The sequence below is a fragment of the Deltaproteobacteria bacterium genome (genome assembly GCA_026129095.1).
In the GTDB taxonomy this organism is placed as follows: domain Bacteria; phylum JAGRBM01; class JAGRBM01; order JAGRBM01; family JAHCIT01; genus JAHCIT01.
The window spans coordinates 267,194-288,084 of the sequence record JAHCIT010000002.1 but is presented as its reverse complement, the minus strand read 5'-3'; the positions used below and the strand labels follow the sequence as shown (position 1 = coordinate 288,084).

Sequence of the window (20,891 nt, the reverse complement as noted above, 5' to 3'; positions counted from 1 at the left end):
GACACCTGGTGGCAACACCGCCCATGGTTGTCGGCGGCAGTCAGGCAGTCGCATGGTGCTGCCAGCGTTCTTTACGTCGCTTTTCATACAAAAGTGCGTGACCGGTATTGCGTGCAGCTTTTGGCTTCTATAGGATTAGCGCCTCGTAATCCTTCGTTAAGGGTCTATTGGTTCTTTGCCAATTTGAACAATCAGGGGAGTGTGGGGATGCGACTGGCGTCCATATTCAAGTCTGTTACCGGAATAATGCTTTTTACCGCCCTCGTGGCGACTACCGGATGTTCGGGGAACCCCGAACATGTGCTGGTGTTCAGCCCCGCGCCCTTGAGGGAGCAGACGGCTGGCGTACCGATGGTGCCGTTCACCGTGAAAATCGTGGACGTGCGCGGTGAACCGGTCACGGCCAACGGCGTGCCGATCACCATTTCGCTGAAGTCGGGCACCGATGCGCTCCGCGGCACGACGACGGTCAACACCGTCGGCGGCGCGGCCCTGTTCAACAACGTGGTGTACCAGACGGCCGAGCCGGTCATCGTGGATTTCACCGGCCCGGGCGTGCGCCCGCTGCTGGACGTGGCGATTGACGTCATCCCGAACGTTCCGGCGAAGCTCGGCTTCGGCGTGGAGCCGCTGACCCCGGTGACGGCCGGCGCCGAATGGCCCGACTTCACCGTCGAGATCCAGGACGCCTACGGCAACCGGATCAACGATTCGCAGGAGGTGGTGATCTCAATCTTCACCGGCAGCGGCGCGCTGATCGGCGAGACTGCCGTGGACGCCATCCTTGGTGTCGCGACCTTCCGGGCGATTGTCTACAACATCGCCGAGGACATCGTGATCAAGGCCGAATCGGCCGACCTCGTGACGACCTTCTCCATCCCGGTGACCGTGCTGCCCGACATCAGCAGCGATCTGGCGCTGGCGGTTACCCAGCAGCCGCAGAACGGGACCGTCGATTCGCTCCAGACGGTCGTCGTCCAGATCCAGGACCGGTTCGGCAACCTTGTCAACACCGGCACAGACTCGACGCGCAACGTGAACCTCAACCTGTTCTCGACCGGCGACTCCAGTCCGGTCGGTTCCTGCGTCAGCGGCTGCGCGGCGGTAGGCGCGGCCGGCGGCGTGGCCACGTTCGCCAACGTGCAGATGAACCGGCCCGGCAACGGCTACATCCTCCAGGCCTCGGTGGACCTTCCGGCCGCGACCTTCGCCACGACGACGGTGAACAGCAACGCCTACAACATCGCCCACGGTGCGCCCGAGAGCCTCGTGTTTGACGGCGCCTCCGTTGGCGGCGTGAACCGCACGCCCCAGGCGGCGCAGACGGCCGGTCAGCCCTGGACGCCCGCGGCTGGTCCCTCGGTGGCGGTGTTCATCCTGGACGCCTTCGGGAACCTTACCACCTCGAACAACACCACTTCGGTCACCATCGAGCGGCAGGGCTTCCCCGGCGACCCGGCCTTCGTGAGCAACACCGTGACGGCGGCGGGCGGCATCGCCCAGTTCCCGGCCATCACCTACAACGTGTCGGACGCCGCGCCGATCACCGTGCAGGGCGTTGCCGGCGGGGCAATTACGCCGACTCCGCTCGCCAACGTGACGGTGAACCACGGGACGCCGTTCTCGCTCGTCTTCACGACGCAGCCGGTGACCGTGAACGCCGACACCCAGCAGCTCGTGGGCGTGACCGTGCGTGACGCCCTGGGGAACACGGCCACCACGTCGGCCGCCCCCATCACCCTCAGTTTCTTCGGCGGAGCCCCCTGCGGCGCGTCGCTCGTGAGCGGCGGCGCCCCGGTCGTGCCCACGCTCGGCGTTTCCACCTTCCCGGTCCAGATCGACAAGGTTTGCACCGGCGTCCAGCTCAGCGCCAGCAACGGCGTGCTGACGTCGGCCCCCAGCAGCAGTTTCAACATCACCCACGGCGCGGCGACCCAGATCGCCTACCTGACGGCACCCGCCAACGCGACGGCCGATGACCGCCAGACCGTGCAGGTGGAGATCCGCGACCAGTTCGCCAACCGCGTGACCACCGGGACCGATTCGACCGTTCTCGTGAACCTCGCCATCGGCGTGAACGCCGGCACCCCGGTGCCGGGCTCGCTGGTGGGCTATGCGCCCCAGCCCGCATCGGCCGGCGTGGCGAACTTCGCCGGTGTATCCGGCCTCCAGGTGAACCGGATCGGAAACGGCTACACCATCATCTCTTCGGCGGCCCTGCTGTCGGGCGCGGCCTCCGCCGTTTCGGCGCCCATCACGATCAGCCACGGAGCCGCGGCCGCCATGACCTTCTCGCCCGCCGTCGTTCCCGGCGCGGCCCAGCCCGCTGGTGGCACGACCGACACCTGGCAGCAGCCGGTGCTGGCGATCATTGACGCCTACAGCAACGTGGTGACGACCGGCGCGGCCGCCACGGCCAGTGTGACGCTCGCCCTGGAGAACAACCCCACCGGAGCGTTCTGCCACAACTGCGTCGCGGTTCCGGCTGCCGCCGGCATCGTGACGTTCTCGTCCGGTACCAACGAAGCCTTCCGCGTGAGCATGCCGGGTACCGGATACACCGTCCGGGCCACGACCGCGCAGCCGGGTATCGCCTCCGCGGCGAGCTCGGCGTTCAACATCACCGTCGGCGCGCCGCACCATCTCAAGTACGGCACCGCCCCGAAGGCCCAGCAGCAGGCCGGTCTCGAATGGGACCTGTTCACTGTCCGGATCGTCGACGAGTTCGGCAATCCCGTTACGGGCGCCACGGCCACCGGCACGGTTACCCTGGATCTCGTCAATTCGCCATCGGGCAACGGCGGCAACTGTCCGCCCCCCGATGCGGCGGGCGGCATCTGCGGCAACGGGCAGCAGGTCCAGGTGGTGAGCCCCATCGACAACGGCACCGCGACCTTCACCGATATCTTCTATAATACCGCCGAAATCCTGACGATGAGGGCCATCTGCACGGCCGGCAACTGCAACGGCCTGCAGCTTTCGTCCGATCTCACCGCCTCGGCGGCCTCGGCCCCCGCGACCACTGATATCGACGTCCGTCCGGACATCATGGACCGGCTGGCCATCACCGTCTATCCGCCGTCGGTCGGCGCCGGTGACGTCTGGGACGTGGGCGGCGGCGTGTCGGTCGAGGTCGAGGTGCAGGACGCCTTCGGCAACGTGATCCCGACCTCGCGTGCCGTCACCATCGAGCAGTACAATCCCGCCACGGGCGATCCGGTGCTCGGCGGCTCGACGACGGTGAACGCCGTCCTCGGCGTGGCGACCTTCTCGGGCATCTCCTACACCAAGGCCGGGACGCTTCTTCTCACGGCCACCTCCGGCGCGCTCGCCCCGGCAGTGCCGGTCAGCATCGCTGTCAGCGCGGCCGCGGCCAACCATGTCGCGTTCATCCAGCAGCCGGTGAACGCGCCGGTCAGCACCGTGCAGACGGTGAAGGCCGCCGTGCGCGACGCCTACAACAACATCGTCACGTCCGACTTCAGCACCAACATCACGCTGGCGATCGGCAACAACGCCGGCGCCCCGGTGCCGGGAACCTGCCAGTCGCCTCTGCCCCCGAACCCGCCGGGCACCGGCTGCACGGTGGTGACGGCGGTCGCCGGCGTGTCGGAGTTCACCTTCCAGATCGACCGGACCGGTGTCGGCTACACGATGCAGGCGACATCGGCCTTCCCCGCGGCGTTCACGACCGCCTTCACGCTCACGCACGGCGCGCCCTCGCAGGTCCGCTTCCAGAATGCGGCCGCCAGCGCGACACACCCGGAACCCAACCAGATCGCCGGGCAGGTATGGCTCGGCAACGGCGGCGGCAACGTGACGGCCGTGGTGCTCGACCAGTTCGACAACCTGACGACCACCAACAACCAGACGGTCGTCACTGTCACGGGCAGCAACCCCACGCCCGCCCATGGGGGCTTCATCGGGAACGTCATCACGGTGGCGGGTGGCGTAGCCGTGTTCCCGTCGCTCACCTACACGACGCAGGAAACCATCACGGTCACGGCCACGGCACCCGGACTCATTTCGTCGGCCGGTCATGTGGTGGCGATCGACAACGCCACCGCCAGCCAGCTCGTCTTTTCGACACCGATGCCGGTGACGTCAACGGTGGATGATTTCAGCACCGTGATCGTCCAGGTGCTCGACCAGTACGGCAACACGGTTGACGATCCGGTGCAGCCGACCGTTTCCATCGGCTTCGGCGCCAATCCGGCCGGCGGCAGCTTCATTCCCGGTGTTCCGGCCCCGGCCAGCGTGGTGGGCGGTTTCGCCACCTTCAGCAACATCCAGATCGACCGGGCCGGCGGCGGATACCGGTTCCAGGTGATCCAGGGCCCGCTGAACACGCTCAGCGACACCTTCACCAAGACGCACGGAGCCGAGGACCACCTGTTCCTCACCCAGCCGCCGGTCAGCATCGCGGCCGGTGCCTCGCAGACGGTCATCGTCCAGTCCCGCGACCAGTTCGACAACCTGGTGACGACGGGGCCGTACTCGGCGGCGCAGATCGAGCTGGTTCTTTCGCTCAACCCGTCGGGCCAGCCCGACGCCTGCGACAGCGGCTGCACGCCGGGCGGCGGCGGCAGCGCGTTCGTCTCGATGGTCGGCGGCCAGGCGATCTTCAATCCGGTCATCCTCAAGTACGTCAGCATCGGCTACCAGATGACCGCGACATCGGGGCTGGCCCCGTTCCGCAGCGTCACCAGCGCCAGCTTCAACGTGGGCGCGGGCGGACTGAACAGCATCGTGTTCACCACCCAGCCCGGCAACGTCCGGACCGACGAGACCCAGACCGTCGAGATCCAGCTCCGCGACCAGTTCAACAACCCGATCACCGGCACGATCGAGAACATCACGCTCTCCATCGGGATCAACCCCGCCGGCGGAACCTGCGTGGGCGGCTGCGGAACGGCGGCGACCAACCCCGCCACCGGCATCGCCACCTTCAATAACGTCCAGATCAACCGGCCGGGCGTGGGCTACCAGCTAAGGGCCACTCCGGCGACGGTCGGCATCCAGTCGGTGAACAGCGATCCGTTCACGATCAGCGTCGGCCTGCCGAACAAGCTCGTTTTCGGAACACCGCCCGCCGCCAACCAGACGGCCGGCGTCACCTGGGATCCCTTCACGGTCCGCATCACGGACGTGTTTGAAAACACGATTGATGACGGCTCGGCCGACCGGGATATCACCGTGGTCGAGGCGAGCACTCCCGTGGGCGGCGCGATCCTGGTGGACGACCCGGCGGACCTCACCATGACGTCGGTGCTCGGCGTCGCCACCTTCAGCCCGGACACTTCTGACCGCATCTACGCGCTGGTGGCCGGCAACTACACGATCAACGTCACCTCGAACCCGCCGCTGGCGATCATCTCCGGCCACCCCATCCGGGTGCGTGCGGACATCCCCGAACGGCTCTCCTACTCGCAGACCCCGCCCGGAACGGTCGAGGCGGGCGTCCAGTGGGCGCCATGTGTCGAGGTCGAGGTCCAGGACACCCATGGCAACCTGATCGAGACGGCCCGGAACATCACGGTGGGCCTTGCGACCGGCGCGACGGACACCCTGTTCGGCACGACGACAGTCGCGGCCGTGGGCGGCGTGGCGACCTTCTGCGATCTCTACTATGAGACGGCCGAAACGGTGCAGCTCGTCGCTACTTCCGGCAACCTGGTGCCGACGACCCAGGCGGGCGTGACCGTCACCGGCTCCGACCCCGATTCGCTGGCCATCACGGGCCAGACGCTCGGCGGTACGGTGGACAGCCTCCAGTCGCTCACCGTCGCCATCGCCGATATCTATGGAAACCCGACCATCAAGGGGTTCCTCGGGACCGAGGAGATCGAGCTCTCGATCGAGCCCGGAAGTCCCGCGGGGGCCTGCGATCCGACGGCCTGCCCGTTCAATACCATCATCCCGCTGGGCAACGTGACGATCTCCACGCGGCTCACCCTTCCGGGTAACGGTTACGCCCTTCGGGCGACGGCGACGGGCGGCGTGATCGGCGCACTGGGCTCGGTGCTCAGCTCGTCATTCAACCTGACGCACGGCGCGGCCCATCACATCCGGTTCGCCACGACACCGGCGAGCGGCCTCGTCAGCGACCCGCTGGCCGTCTCCGTCCAGATCGAGGACCAGTTCGACAACGTGGTGACGACCGGCGCGGGCTCCACCCAGGTGGTGACGCTGGCCTTCTTCGCCAATCCGGGCGCCGGTTCCTTCGTGAACCCCGCGGGCACGCCGGTAACACCGGCGCAGGCTGCCGTGGCTGGCGTGGCCACCTATTCGAACCTGCACATCAACCGGGCGGGCGTGGGCTACTCGCTCACCGCATCGGCCGGCGCGCTGCCGCTCCTTGGCGGTGTGACGCCGGACTTCGACCTTGCCGCCGGGGCGGCGAACCGGCTGGCCGTCGTGACCCAGCCCATCTCCCCGCGCCAGGCGCACCTCGACCAGACGGTCGAGATCGCCCTGCAGGACCTGTTCGGCAACACGCTCACTGGCGACAACGGAAGCAATATCCAGCTCGACATCCTGACCGGACCCGTCGGCGCTGCCTGCACCCCCGCCGTCTGCCCGCTCACCGAGCCGACCGTGAGCGGCATCGCCACCTTCACGACCCAGTTCACGAAGACCGGCACCTACACGCTTCGCGCCACGCGGGGCGTCCTGCCGAACCCGGCGGTGGACACCAGCTCCTTCACGATCACCCCCGGCGATCCCGATTCGCTCGCGTTCGTGACGGGACCGGTGAACAAGACCGCCGACGAGACCCAGACCGTCGTGGTGCATATCCTCGACGTTCACGGCAACATCGCCACGACCCAGGCCTCCATCACGCAGGTGACGCTCTCGTTCGACAATGACAACGGACACGGCCCCGCGGTCCTCACCGGCGCTGGAACCGTGGCTCCGGTCGCCGGCGTCGCCACCTGGCCGAACGTCCGGGTGATCCGGGCCGACACGGGCTACACGCTGGACGCGACCACCAACGGTCCGGCGCTGAACGCGATCAGCGGCGCCTTTGACATCGCCCACGGCGCGCCGTCGAAGCTCGCCTTCCAGGTGCAGCCGGCCGCCGGCCCGACGAACATCGATGCCAACGGCCTCATGGTGGAAGTCGCCGTGCTCGATTCATCCGACAACGTGGCGACAGGCGCCGCGACCTCCGTGACGCTCTCCATCGGCGTCAACCCCGGCTCCGGCACGCTTCAGGCCCCGGGCAGCCTCCCGGTGGCGACCGCCGCGGGCGTGGCCACCTGGACACCCGGCGTGAACGGCGTCGTCATCAACCGTCCGGCGGCGGGCTACCGGCTGTTCGCCACCGCCCCGTCGCTCACCGGTGTGCTCAGCGACCCGTTCGAGCTCCGCCACGGCGACGCGGACCGGCTGCTCGTCAGCATCGAGCCCTCCTCGGCCACGGTGGACGACCAGCAGGTGATCGAGGTCCGGGTGCTGGACCTGTTCGACAACCTGGTAACGGGCAACGGCGGCGCGGGCTCCACCACCGAGATCACGATCGGCCTGTACCGTTTCGTCCCGCCGCTTACTGACGTGACGGGTGCGGCCTGCTTCATCGGCTGCGGCACCTATGACGGCCTTACCGGCAGCGGCGTGACCACCGTGAATGGCGTCCTGCTGCTCACCGACACGGCCGACCAGCTACAGGTGTCCGTGCCCGGCAACAACTACCGGGTGCGGGCGACCGCCGCGGGTCTCACGATGGACGAGAGCGGCAGCTTCAACATCAGCGCGGGCGCTCCGGACCAGGTGACCATCACCGATCCGGTGAGCCTCGCGCCGACCACCGACCAGTCGCAGACGGTCACGGTCACGGTGCGTGACCAGTTCAGCAATCCGGTCCTCGCGGCCGGCACGCCCATCTCGCTCGCCATCGACTCCGGCCCCGTGGGCGGCCAGTTCGTCCAGGCGGCGCCCTCGACGGCGCTTCTGGGCGCGCTGCTGAACTCGACGACCAGCGGCGCCGGAACGGCCAGCTTCAGCGTGCGGCTGAGCACGACCAGCGGCGCCGACTACGTGCTGCGCGGGACGAACACCAACACGGGCGACTTCGCCGACACCAGCAGCATCACGGTCGGTCCCGGCGCGGCGTCGAGCCTCGCCTTCACGGTCCAGCCGTCGTCGGCCATTGCCGGTGACGACGTGGCCCCGGAAGTCTCCGTTCGCGACGCGTTGGGCAACATCAGGACCAACGACAACGCCACGTCAGTCACGCTGGCCATCGGCAACAACCCCGGCGGCTCGGTGCTGACGACCGGAACCAACCCCGCGACCGTCACGAGCGGCGTGGCGGGCAACGCCGAGTTCGGCGCCGTTTCGCTCGACAAGACCGGTACGGGCTACACGCTGACCGCCTCGTCGGCGGGACTCACCGGCGCTACATCCGGCGGCTTCAATATCGCTCCGGCGGCGCTCGATGGCATCCGGTTCGTCCAGGAGCCGTCGAACGCGCAGGCGGGCCTGGCCATCACGCCGGCCGTGACGGTCGAGTTGATTGACCTCTACAGCAACCGCATCACGACCGACAACGCGACGACCATCACGGTCACGATCGACAACAACCCCGGCGGTTCCACCCTGTCGGGCATCACCACGCGGACGGTGGTGGCGGGCCTGGCCACCTTCACGGGCATCAGCCTGGACAAGACCGGCACCGGCTACATCCTGTTCGCCGAGGACGGCAGCTCCGCCTATACCAACACCAGCGCGGCATTCGACGTGGAGGCCGGCCCGGCCGCCTCGCTCGCGTTCCTGAAGTCGCCGTTCGTCCTGACCTCCCAAAACGCGACGATGCAGTTCGTCGCCGTCGAGGTCCGTGACGCGCACCAGAACCTGGTGACGAACGCCTCCGGCACGGTCACGCTCGCCGAAACCGGCGGCGCGGGCACCCTCAGCTCGGCCAGCAACCCGTCGCTGACGAAGAGCATCGCCGGCGGCTACGCCATCTGGGACGATCTCAGGTACGACGACGCCGACACGTTCACCCTCACCGCGACGACCTCGCTGGGCGGCGTGACGCCGGTTGCCGAAACGGTGGAATCGCTCGCCACTGTGCCGGCGGAACTTCCCGCCAACCGGATCTCCAAGCAGGGCGTCCTGCCGGATGAGCCAAATAACGGCGACAGCCGGAATCCCGCTCTCAGCGGCAACGGGCGGTTCGTCGTGTTCAGCTCGACTTCCGATGACCTGCAGTCCGACGTGCCGACGTCCATGAGCTTCTCGCAGATCTACTTCGTGGACCGCGATGTGGACAACGACGGCATCTTCGATGAGAGCGACGACGGCATGGTGCCGCAACTGGTCAGCATCAGCGTCGATTCGGATGAGCCCGACAGTGACAGCTACAACCCGCGGATCTCGGCCGACGGGCGCTATGTGGTATTCCAGTCGGATGCGACCGACCTCGATCTGGGCTGCGACGACGGCAACTACACACACATCTATGTGCGCGACCTGCTGCTGGCGGAGACCACCTGCATCACGGCGATTGATGCGAGCGCGGAGGCGAATGGCGATTCCTATGCGCCTTACATCAGCGGCAGCGGCCGGTTCATTGTGTATGAATCGTACGCCGACGACCTGGATCCGTCGGTGACCGATATCAACGGCGCTTCCGACATCTTCCTGTACGACATGGTCCTGGGAACCACGTCGCTGGTGAGCCGCCGGTCGAACGGACAGGTTTCGGATGAAGGCGACAACTGCTACGGCGCGTCGGTCTCCGACAACGGGAACATCGTCGCCTGGGTATCTGACAAGGACGATCTGGTGTCCGGAGACACCAACAACCAGACGGACGCTTTCGTCCGGAACCGGTCCGCGGGCACCACGACTCGCGTCAGCGTGAGCCGTACGGGTCTTCAGCTCGATAGCTACACGTCGCAGGTGCGGATCAGCGGCAATGGCCTCCGGCTGGTATTCGGATACGAGAAGCAAACGGTCAGCGTGGTGCCGTCCCCGGCGACGACCGCAGGGCGCAGCCACTACTATGCACGCACCGTGGCCGCGGCGACCTCGCTCGTCCTGGTTGGTCAGCGCGCCGGTGTCGAAGGCGACAGCGACAGCGACATGTATTCGCGTGCCTTCGACCTTTCCCACGACGGGACGGTCGTGGTGTTTACCTCCTCGGCAACGAACCTGGCCGATCCCACGCAGACCGTCAGCACCGGCTGGAACGTGTTCGTGCGGAACATCACGGCAAACACGACGGTGGCGGTGTCGACCAACTCCGACAACGGCAACGAGCCGAACGAGGATGCTGCCAACTTCGCCTCCTGCTGGAGCGCGGCGATTTCCGATGACGGTCTTTACGCCGCTTTCGAGTGCTACAACGAGAATCCGCTCTTCAACACCGATCCGGGCTTCACTGACGACGATGAGATCAACTCCGACATCTACGTGAACCGCACCGGTGTGGGCGGAACGGTGCCATGAGAGGGCGGTACCCAGTGATGAACGGCATCAGCATGAACCGGCACTCGATGGAAACGGGAACTATGGGCAAGAAGGGGAACAGGACAATGAAACTGAAGCTCGCGGTCATGGCGGCGCTGTGTGGCCTGGTGCTGGCGGCGGCTCCCGCCCGCGCCCAGGATGACGGCGGATACCGGATCAAGCTGTGGGAGCGGACGGGTGACATTTCGACCGGTTACGTGAACGCCGACGGCAAGGGTGGCTTCACGCTGGGCGGGTCGGGAGTCATCCTGTTCCGCACCTCCAACCGCGACGCGCAATACGAGATCGAGCCTGCGCCGTTCGTCGCCTTCGGCGTGCGGCCGGAGTTCGCCTGGCAGCGGTTCAGCGCCTTCGGTGGCAGCGCCAACGACTATCTCTTCACGCTGAATGGCCAGGCGGAGTTCCCCAACTGGCGCGGCGTCATGGCGATTCCGAAGGAAATCGTCCCGTTCGGGTTCCTTGGCGGCGGCCTGATGTTCAACAGGTCGAACATCGGCACCGGCTCCACGAGCGGCAACGGCGGCGTGTTCAACGTGGGCGTGGGCGTCAAGATGTACGCGCTGGTGAACGTCTATCTGGCACCGACCTACACCTACATGCGCGGTTTTGGCGAGGTGAAGGGCGACTACCACCGCCTGACGGTGGGACTCGGTATCTCGCTCGACCGCTGATATTCACGGGCCTTTCCCCGGAAGGAAGGGCACCGGGAACCGGGTAAGGCGCGGCCCCTTGGGGTCGCGCCTTTTCTTTTCAGCCCCCTTGTCGATCGTCCAGTCATGGCCATGTTCACTGGTAACTCCGGAGGCCCTCCGAGCGGGGGGCCTCCGGCCGTTTGAAACCGGTTTTCAGGGAGTCAGGCATAGATGGGCGCTGTCAGCTTCAGAACCGCCACGCGGGTGGTCCCCCTGGGGGACCAGGCCCGGCTTCGCCGGCATCCGCCCGCGTTCGGCCTGGAACAGTGGCAGCTCGACGGGCTGGTTGACGATGCCGCCGCCCAGGCGCTGATTCTCCAGCTCATGGGCGCCCGGCAGGCCCTTGGCGATCTCGACCACGTGGTCCTGGACTGGAAGGATGCGGTGATCGAATCGGACGCCATGACGGCCGCCTCGGCCGTTTGCAGCGTCGCCGAACAGTGCGGCGCACGGCTCGCCCACAAGCCGGAAAACCTGCCGGAATCGGCCCCCGTAACGGCTTTCGCCGAGGCGTAAGGCCGGAATACTCCTTTACTCCCTGCCCGCGTGACACCGGGGTTGCTCGCCGGGGCCGGGGACGGATAGGTTCCCCGGAGGCGAGGTTCTGCATGCTGCTCACACGGGAATTCCGCTTCCATTCGTCCCACCAGATCCCCAATCACGACGGGCTCTGCCAGAACCTGCATGGCCACAGCTACCTCCTCTACGTGACCGTAAAGGGCAGGGTTAATCCCGAAACCGGGATGGTCCTCGATTTCGACGACCTGGATGGCATCGTCCGCGGCCGCGTGCTGGTGAAACTCGACCACAACTTCCTGAACAACCACATCCCGCTCCCCTCCTGCGAGAACATCGCCATGTGGATCTGGAACCAGATCAGGCCGGACCTTCCCGGCCTGTTCGAGGTGAAACTCTACGAGACGCACGATTCGTACGTGACCTACCGGGGCGGCGAAGACGAGCGGGCGGCCTGAGCAGTTGGCAGCCCAGCGGAAAAAGACGCAGCGGAAACGGGCGGACAGCCGGGGCCGTTCCACGCTCGTCGCGAAATCCATGCGGGATTTCCTCACGGGCCTTGGCGTGGACGACCCTTATGTCCGCTCGCTCCCCCGGATCGTCGCCCGCGACTGGCCGTCCGAGGTTCTGGACGGATACGGGCAGGATCCGGCGGCGCTCCTCAAGACCGAGCCGATCGAGGCGTTCAGCGGCCAGATGATCATCGTCCGCGACATCGCCTTCACCTCCATCTGCTGCCACCACCTCCTCCCGTTCGTCGGCCGCGCCGCCATCGCCTACGTGCCGGGAAAGACAGTGACCGGGTTTTCGGCCATCGGGCGGGTGGTGGACTGCTTCGCCCACCGGTTCCAGACCCAGGAGCGGATGACCGACCAGATCCTGAAGTCGGTTGACCGGGTGCTCCGGCCCAGGGGCGTCGCCGTCCGGATCGAGGCCGAGCAGCTCTGCATGTGCTCGCGGGGCCCCAAGAAGCATGGGGCCCGCGTCGTGACGACGGCGTTCAGCGGCACATTCCGCCGGAGCCGCCGCCAGCGTGACGAATTCCTGAGATCGGCGGGGCTTTAGGCGGCATGCAGGGATCGCTGGAGGGAAAAGTGGCCCTGGTGACCGGCGCCTCGCGCGGCATCGGCCGCGCCGTGGCGCTGGAGCTGGCCCGGCAGGGGGCCCGTCTCGCCGTCCATTCCCGCTCCGCCGGATCGGCCGCCCCGGTCGCGGCGGAGCTGAAGGCCGCCGGCGCCGAAGTGATCGCGCTTCCGGGCCTGCTCGAAACGCCCGGAACGGGCGCGGGGCTCGTCCGGCAGGCGGCCGCCCGCTTCGGGCGAATTGACATTGTAGTCAATAATGCCGGTATCAACATCGTCCGGTCGCTGGGCGAGCTGACCCGCGATCAGTTTCTGAGAGTGCTGGAGGTGAACCTGCTCGCACCCTTTGAGATCTGCTCGGAAGCGATGAAGCTGATGACGGCGCAGAAAGGCGGCGTCATCATCAACGTGTCGAGCGTGTCGGCCAAGCTGGGGCTCCCGAAGTTCCCCGGTTTCGCGGCCTATTCGGCCTCCAAATACGGCCTCCAGGGCCTGACCGACGTGGCCCATGTCGAAGGCAAGCCGCACGGCGTCCGGGTGGTCGCCATCCAGCTTGGCTCGGTCCGCACCGACATGCTGCGGGAGACGCTGCCGGACGCGGAGACGGCCCTTGACCCGGCCGAGGTCGCCCGCGTGGCCGTCTTCGCCTGCTCCGATGCCGGGGCGTCGCTGGCGGGGACGACGGTGGAGATGTGGCCATGAACGGAACCGGGGAGTTCGTCCCGCCGGCGGATCTGGGCTCCGGCGTTCACTGTGTGGACCTGCTCGAAGGCGGAAGGGCGGAGCGGACCTGCGCCTACATCGTGGGCGATGCGCGGGCCGCCGCCGTCATCGAAACGGGCGCCGCGCCGCTTGCCTGGCGCATCCTGAAGTCGCTGGAGACGCTGGCGATACCGGCCGCCGCGGTCGAGTGGGTCATCGTCACCCATATCCACCTGGACCATGCGGGCGGGACCGGATGGCTGCTGGAACGGCTCCCGAACGCAAAGCTGGCGGTGCATCCCCGCGGGGGGCGGCATCTCGTTGATCCCTCGCGGCTCATGGCCGGTGCGCGGGCGGTCTACGGCGATAGCTTCGACCGGCAGTTCGCGCCCATTGTACCGGTCCCGGCGGAGCGGGTCGTGGAGATTCCGGATGGCGGCCACGTGGAGCTCTCCACCGGGCGGCGGTTTGGGTGCCTTCACATGGCCGGACACGCCCGTCACCACTTTGTCGTGACCGATCCCGCTTCCCGGGGCGTTTTTACCGGCGACAACGCCGGAGTCCGGTATCCGTGGTTCCGCAACTACGGTTTTGTTCCGGCACTGCCCACCACGTCGCCCTCGGAGTTCGATCCGCCGGAACTGGTCCGCACGATGGAGCGGATCGGATCGCTCGGGCTCCCGCGCCTTTATTTCACCCACTTCTCGCTGGGGACGGTGGAGGAACTGGCCGGGAGCCGGGACTGGATCGGCCGGTTCGTGGAGATTGCGAAAGCGGCGGGCCCCGGCTGGGAGCCGGTCCGCGACGGGCTCCGCCGCGAGGTCGGCCGGGAACTGTCGGCCCGCGGCGTGCCGGCCGGTGCACCGGAGAATGACAGTCTCGAACTGGATCACGAGATCAACGCGAAGGGCATCGCCCACTACCTTCAGAAATAGCACCGGAAAGAGGAGCCCCGGGCGTCTGGGGAGTAGACGCCCGGGGCCATGTTTGAGGAGGAGAAGTGCTCTGAGCCTCCTGAAAAGCAGTTGTTGTGCCAACGGGATGACGGCTGGGTATTCCAGATAACATGCTGAAATTACGCCATTTTCTATGGCCTTAGGCACTTCGTACTGTATCCGTTCATGAGTTTCATATTGAGAATGTTTCTCAATGTGATACAGTCCCTTCTCAATTTGAGGTGGTGAGGGCCGCCCCGGTGAAACCGCTGAAGGTTTCCCGCTGGGAGTTTCCCGTTTGGCCCGCGTGCTGGTCGTTGATGACGACCCCAATTTCCTCAGGCTCGTGACCGAGCACCTTCGCGCCGACGGGCACGATGTCGTGCAGGCGACGAACGGCGTGGAGGGGCTCGCCCGCTACTCGCCGGAGATCGAGTGCGTCGTGTCGGACGTGCAGATGCCCGAGATGGACGGCCTGGAACTCCTCCAGTCGCTGCGCGGCCGCAACCCGCAGCTTCCGGTCATCATGGTGACGGCGCAATCGACGCTCGATTCGGCGGTGCAGGCGCTCCGCCACGGGGCCCGCGACTACATCCTCAAGCCCACCGACCTCCAGCGGCTGGCGACCGCGGTCCGCAATGCCGTCGCGCACCGCCGCCTGGAAACCCGCGTGGACCAGCTGGAGACGGCCGCCGGCGAGCGGTTCTCGTTCCGTAACATCGTCGGCCGCTCGCGTGCGATGAACGAGGTATTCCAGGCGCTGGAGCGTGTCGTGTCATCCAGTGTGACGGTGATGGTCTCCGGCGAAAGCGGCACGGGCAAGGAACTGCTGGCGAAGGCGATCCATTTCAACTCGGCGCGGTCGAAGGGGCCGTTCATTGCGGTCAACTGCGCGGCGATCCCTGAAAACCTGATCGAGAGCGAGCTGTTCGGGCATGAAAAGGGCGCCTTCACCGGCGCCATCGCCCGCCGCATCGGCAAGGTGGAGGCGGCTGCCGGGGGTACGCTGTTTCTGGACGAAATCGGCGAGATGGACCTGAACCTCCAGGCCAAGCTCCTGCGGGTCCTGCAGGAGCGGACCTTCGAGCGCGTGGGCGGAGCGGAGACGGTGAAGGCCGATGTCCGCGTGGTGGCCGCCACCCACCGGCGGCTGGACGACATGGTGCGCGAGGGGACGTTCCGCGAGGATCTCTTTTACCGGCTCAACGTCTTTCCGATCCGGGTGCCCCCGCTGCGCGAGCGCCGGGAGGATATCGTTCCGCTGGCCGGGCATTTCCTCGCCAAGTTCAACCGCGAGGAAGGCCGTCTCATCCGGGGCATCTCGCCGGATGCGATCGAGCTGCTCCAGAGCCACGACTATCCGGGGAACGTGCGCGAACTGGAAAACCACGTCTACCGGTCGGCGCTCATGGCGCGGGGCGAATACATCACCGCCGCCGACGTGCCCCCGTTCGGCCAGATGGCAGCGCCCGGCGGCGTCGTCCCCGCTCCGGCGGTGGCGGCCAGCGCGGCGGGAACCGGCTGGACGCGGGAGCGGTTTCCGACGCTGGAGCAGCTTGAACGCCAGGCCTGCGAGAAGGCTCTGGAGCTTTGCGGCCGCAACGTCGCCGAGGCGGCGACGCTCCTGGGTATCGGCAAGGCGACGCTCTACCGGAAGGTGAAGGAGTATGGGCTGAAGGCCTGAAACCCGCCTTTGACGCGCCGCATAACCGGGTTGTGGACAATATCCGGAGTGACGCTCAGCGGCACTTTGAGTGACGAAAAACGTCACTTTGGCAGGTGCATGTTGCCGTAAATGGGCCAACAAAAACCGTACCGGTATGGGACTCATATAAATGGCTGTAATTATTGAAAGAATAAGCATCTGCCGCGATTGGTAAATGGCATGTGGCTTGCTCATACTGTCAGCGCAACAAGACAAGCTGGCTGGCCTGCCATCAGGCAAAGTCACGCAAGAAGAAAAGGAAAAGGAAGAAACTCATCATGAAGAAGAAAAACAAAGGTTTTACGCTCATTGAGCTGATGGTCGTCGTGGCGATCATCGGTATTCTGGCCGCAGTCGCGGTGCCGCGGTTCCTCAAGTTCATGGCGAACTCGCGCCGTTCTGAAGCCAAGGTGATTCTGCAGGCCGTCGTTGGCGCCCAGGCGGCGACGATGGAAGGCATGAACTTCAACGCGGCGACTGCCGCGGCCTCCGTTGCCGGCTACACGGACCTCTACAACGCCGGTTTCGGTATCGCCTCCCCGATCAAGCTGTACACGAATGCAGTCAACCCGACCGTTTCGAACGTGTGCAACCCGGGTGGTGGCGGCTGCGCGCTGTCGGCGGTGACCTACGAGCCGCACATCAACCTGCTCATCACCGATGACGGCGGGACGCCTGCCCGTGGCACGGCATACAATGCCGCCATGTGCGGTGACCCGAACCTGGACGGCACGGCATCCGACCGTTTCAACGTGTCGAACACCGGCGGCCGCGAACCGGCCATGTGCCTGGACGACCTGGCTGACGGCGCGGCCCCGCTGGATTCCGCTGGCGCTGCCTCGTGCAACGACACGACGACGGCGGACTGCAGCTGATCTGACAGCCAGTCTCGCTTGGCTTGATGCCGGACCGCTCCCCCCAAAGGGGAGCGGTCCTGTTTTTGGGGAGATCAGGCCGCGCCTTGAGTCACCCAGCAGGCCCACCGGTGGGCCGAACCGGCCGGTGCGAGGGGCGGTTCCCCGTCCCGGCAGCGGGGTTCTTCCAGCGGACAGCGGCCGGCGAAGTGGCAGCCTGTGCCGAGCTGCTTCAGCTCCGGCACCGAGCCCGGGATCGTGCTGATCCGCTTGAGGTATTTCGTGCTGCCGGTGGCGGGGTCGGGGTGGGGAACCGAGCTCAGGAGTCCCCGCGTGTAGGGGTGCGAGGGCCGGGCGAACAGTTCCCCGGCCGGGGCCTCCTCGGCCTTCCGGCCCGCGTACATGACCGCCACCCGGTCGGCCATCTCGGCGACGACGCCCATGTCATGGGTGATGAGCAGCGTCCCCATGCCGGACTCCTGCTTGAGCGACCGGATCAGGTCGAGGATCTGTGCCTGGATCGTGACGTCCAGCGCGGTGGTGGGCTCGTCGGCGATGAGAAGATCGGGCCCGCAGGCCAGCGCCATGGCGATCATCACGCGCTGGCGCATCCCGCCCGACATCTGGTGCGGGTATTCGTCCACCCGGGTCTGCGGGGCCGGAATCCCCACTTTGGTCAGCAGCTCCACCGCACGGTCCCGGGCGGCCCGCCGGCTCATGCCCATGTGGACCTCCAGGACCTCGCCGATCTGGCGGCCAACGGTGAGCACGGGGTTCAGGCTTGTCATCGGCTCCTGGAATATCATGGCGATCCGGCGGCCCCGGATCTTCCGGAGCTCCTTTTCGGGCAGGGAGCCCAGATCCACGCCGTCGAACCGGATGGACCCGCCGGCGATCTTTCCCGCTGGCTTCGGTACAAGCCCCAGGATCGAGAGCGCCGTCAGTGACTTCCCGCAGCCCGATTCCCCCACGAGGCAAACCGTCTCGCCGCGGCTGATGTCGAGCGAGAGGCGGTCAATGGCCTTCACGGCCGCATCGCCGCTGCCGAAGGTGACGGTGAGATCCCTGATTTCCAGTAGTGGCATGGAGGCGGCGTCTGGGACCGGACCCGGTGCTTCAGAGGTTCCGGAACTCCTCGATGAACTCTTCCTTGGTGATGATTCCCTTGCGCGACAGGATCCGGATCAGGGCCAGCATCTCCTTGGAAGGCCTGGGCCGCCCGCCATCGCCCGCCGGGGAAGGAGCCGGGGGCGGTTCCCGCCGGGCGGGGGCGGGCTCCAGGTTCTGAGACCGGTCCATCATCTCCTGCTGCAGGCGGTAGCCGGCGTCCGCGTCGGTGCCGCCGCGAAACCCGGTAGACACCCCGTAGCTCCGCTCAAAGGTATCCGCCCCGCCGTAATGCTTGGCCAGCATGGCCTGGATCTGGGAATCGACGGCGACGACCGGCTTGATCTGGCAGCCGGAGGCGAACCCGATCTCGTCGAGGGCGGGCAGGTTCGTCGGGTCGCTCATGGCCAGGTACAGCGTCTTGCGGGTGCCTTCCTTCTTGAACATGACCGGAATGACGCCGAACTTCCGGGCACGCTCGGCATCCAGCATGGCGATGATCTCCGCCGGGATTTCCTGCTTCGTGAGGTTCACGCTCGGAATCTTGAGGTGGCTGGAGAGGGCTTTCGCCATCGTGCCCTCGTCAACGAAACCGAGGGCGATCAGCACGTTGCCCAGCCGGTCCCCCCACCGTTTCTGTTCCGAGAGGGCGGTCTTGAGCTGCATCTCGTCGATGGCGTTCGCCTCGATCAGGATTTCTCCGAGCCGCTTTTTGGGAGGAGCCATGCAATCTCCTGCGTATCCGGCTTCACCGGTCCGGATACCGCTGTATCAGGATACCATATCCGCCTGGAAGCAAGGTGCCAAACCGGGGGCTGGACCCTGTCACCGGGAGCGGGACCGGCGGACGCTCCGGGGGTCGGACCGCTCGCGGAGCCGGTCCCCCAGGATGTTGTAGGCCGTGATCGACAGGAACAGGACCACCCCCGGAAACACGACGAGCCACCAGGCGGTCCGGACATAGGGCTTCGACTGGCCCAGGATCTGGCCCCAGCTGGAGGTGGGGGGCTGGACCCCGAAACCGAGGAAACTGAGCGAGCTTTCGGTCAGCATGGCGCCGGCCACGCTGAACGCCGCCGAGACGATCACCGGCGCGAGCGCGTGGGGCAGCACATGGCGGAACAGGACGGTCATCTGGCGGGCCCCGGTCACCTGCGCCGCCAGGACGAACTCCTCGTTCCTGATGCGGAGGACCTCCCCCCGGACGAGGCGGGCGATGCCGGTCCAGCCGGTGATGCCGATGACGATCATGATGTTCCAGATCGACGGCGGCCAGAAGGCCATGACCGTGAGGATCAGGAAGAACGTGGGAAAGCAGATCACGATCTCGATGAACCGGGAGATCGCCATGTCGGTCTTCCCGCCGAACCAGCCCGCCAGCGCGCCGATCAGGATGCCGATGACGAGCGCGATCCCCATCGAGACGAAGCCCACGGCGAGCGACACCCGCCCGCCGTGGATGATCCGGGCCAGCACGTCGCGGCCGTTCTGGTCGGTCCCGAACGGATGCTCCGCCGAGGGCGGCTCCAGCCGCCGGGCGAGGTTGTTCGTGTAGGGCGACTGGTCGTGGATGGGCCAGATGGCCCAGTCGTCTGCGGTCATCCGGGTGATGAGCTCGTCGCGGGAAAGCGTCCGGGTCCGGCCGTCCTCGCGGATGGCGGGAAACAGCAGTTCCCCGTCGAGCCGCATGGCCACCGGGCGGTCGTTGGCGATCACCGGCGCGAAGATGGCGAGCAGCCCCACGGCGAGGACCATCGTCGTGGCGGCCCCGATCAGGGCATCGGCGTAAAGCCCCTTCAGCAGCTCTTTCATGTCCGCTCCCCGTCGAACCGGATCCGGGGATCGACCACGGAGTAGAGGAAATCGGAGAGCAGCATCCCGGCCAGCGTCAGCAGGGCCGAAATGGTCGTGATGGCCATGATGAGCGGGTAGTCGTAGTTGAGGATCGCATCGAACCCCAGGCGCCCCAGCCCCGGTATGCTGAAGATGCTCTCGATGATGACCGAGCCGCCGATCAGCCCCGGAAGCAGGTAGCCGAGCAGGGTGACGATGGGGATGAGGCCGGTCCTGAAGGCGTGATGGAGCAGCACGGCCGTCTCGGACAGCCCCTTGGCGCGGGCCGTGCGGACGTGGTCGGCCGACAGGTTTTCGAGCATCGTCGAGCGGACGAACCGGGAGAGGAACGCGAGGCTCCCATAGACATAGCAGAAGACGGGCAGCGTGAAGTGGCGGGCGTAGTCGGCCAGTTGCCGCCACCAGGGCCAGCTCTCCGCGCCCACCGACCGGATCCCCGTGACCGGGAACCAGTCGAAATAGATGCCGCTGGCGAAGAACAGCACCAGCATCATCGCTCCCCAGAACGAGGGGATCGAGTAGAGAAGGAACAGGACGGTGGAAACGGCCACGTCCAGCTTCTTTCCGACGATGGTGGATGAATACACCCCCCAGGGGACCGTGATAAGGTAGATGATGAACACCGAGATCACGTTCAGGGCGAGTGTGACCGGCAGGGCGTCGAGTATCGTGTCCATGACGGGCCGCCGGTAGAGGCGGCTCTCGCCGAAATCGAACGTGATGATCCGCTTCAGCCAGGTGCCGTACTGGACGAGGAGCGGCTGGTCGTCCCCGTACAGCGCCCGGACCTCGCGCAGGATCTGTTCCCGCACGGCCGGATCGGTTTCGCCCTGCACGGCCGAGGCCGCCCGGAGCGTCGCCGTGTCTCCCGGCGCCGCCTTCATGATGAAGAAGGTGATGAGCGTGATCCCGAACAGGGTCGGGATCATCAGCAGGAACCGACGGATGAGATACGTGCGCACCGG

The 20,891-nt window shown here is 66.5% G+C and carries 13 protein-coding genes; 9 read left to right on the top strand and 4 right to left on the bottom strand.

Annotated features, from left to right (window positions below; all coding sequences use genetic code 11):
• Positions 1-207: 207 nt before the first annotated feature.
• The 9 genes from KIT79_03760 (at position 208) to KIT79_03720 (ending at position 16,986) form a co-directional block, all read left to right on the top strand.
• Positions 208-10,458 carry a PD40 domain-containing protein gene (locus tag KIT79_03760; protein MCW5828414.1) on the top strand — a complete coding sequence of 3,417 codons (10,251 nt, stop codon included), beginning with the start codon at positions 208-210 and terminating at the stop codon, positions 10,456-10,458.
• A gap of 14 nt (positions 10,459-10,472) precedes the next feature.
• Complete coding sequence (locus tag KIT79_03755) at positions 10,473-11,150, top strand: outer membrane beta-barrel protein (protein MCW5828413.1); 678 nt, start codon at positions 10,473-10,475, stop codon at positions 11,148-11,150.
• A 192-nt stretch (positions 11,151-11,342) separates the two neighbouring features.
• Entirely contained in the window at positions 11,343-11,687 is a 345-nt protein-coding gene (locus tag KIT79_03750) for a hypothetical protein (GenBank protein ID MCW5828412.1), read from the top strand.
• A gap of 92 nt (positions 11,688-11,779) precedes the next feature.
• A complete protein-coding gene (queD, locus tag KIT79_03745; protein ID MCW5828411.1) occupies positions 11,780-12,145 on the top strand; it encodes a 6-carboxytetrahydropterin synthase QueD in 366 nt (121 codons plus the stop codon).
• 4 nt (positions 12,146-12,149) lie between these two features.
• Positions 12,150-12,752, top strand: coding sequence for a GTP cyclohydrolase I (locus KIT79_03740; protein ID MCW5828410.1), 603 nt, complete (start codon positions 12,150-12,152; stop codon positions 12,750-12,752).
• Positions 12,753-12,757: 5 nt separating this feature from the next.
• A complete protein-coding gene (locus KIT79_03735) occupies positions 12,758-13,471 on the top strand; it encodes an SDR family oxidoreductase (protein MCW5828409.1) in 714 nt (237 codons plus the stop codon).
• A complete protein-coding gene (locus KIT79_03730) occupies positions 13,468-14,406 on the top strand; it encodes an MBL fold metallo-hydrolase (protein MCW5828408.1) in 939 nt (312 codons plus the stop codon). Before KIT79_03735 ends, KIT79_03730 begins: the two co-directional genes overlap by 4 nt.
• 298 nt (positions 14,407-14,704) lie before the next feature.
• Positions 14,705-16,090: a sigma-54-dependent Fis family transcriptional regulator gene (locus KIT79_03725; protein MCW5828407.1), complete on the top strand. Its 1,386-nt coding sequence runs from the start codon at positions 14,705-14,707 to the stop codon at positions 16,088-16,090.
• A gap of 299 nt (positions 16,091-16,389) precedes the next feature.
• Positions 16,390-16,986: a prepilin-type N-terminal cleavage/methylation domain-containing protein gene (locus tag KIT79_03720; protein MCW5828406.1), complete on the top strand. Its 597-nt coding sequence runs from the start codon at positions 16,390-16,392 to the stop codon at positions 16,984-16,986.
• 74 nt (positions 16,987-17,060) lie between these two features.
• Here the strand turns inward: KIT79_03720 and KIT79_03715 are convergent, their stop codons facing one another.
• From KIT79_03715 to KIT79_03700, 4 genes are all read right to left on the bottom strand, one after another.
• Positions 17,061-18,050 (bottom strand): ABC transporter ATP-binding protein, encoded by a 990-nt coding sequence (locus KIT79_03715; GenBank protein ID MCW5828405.1) that lies wholly within the window; start codon positions 18,048-18,050, stop codon positions 17,061-17,063.
• A gap of 31 nt (positions 18,051-18,081) precedes the next feature.
• On the bottom strand, positions 18,082-18,798 hold the full coding sequence (locus KIT79_03710; GenBank protein MCW5828404.1) for a hypothetical protein: 717 nt from the start codon (positions 18,796-18,798) through the stop codon (positions 18,082-18,084).
• A 99-nt stretch (positions 18,799-18,897) separates the two neighbouring features.
• A complete protein-coding gene (locus KIT79_03705; GenBank protein MCW5828403.1) occupies positions 18,898-19,674 on the bottom strand; it encodes an ABC transporter permease in 777 nt (258 codons plus the stop codon).
• A gap of 206 nt (positions 19,675-19,880) precedes the next feature.
• On the bottom strand, positions 19,881-20,888 hold the full coding sequence (locus KIT79_03700; protein ID MCW5828402.1) for an ABC transporter permease: 1,008 nt from the start codon (positions 20,886-20,888) through the stop codon (positions 19,881-19,883).
• Positions 20,889-20,891: the final 3 nt, after the last annotated feature.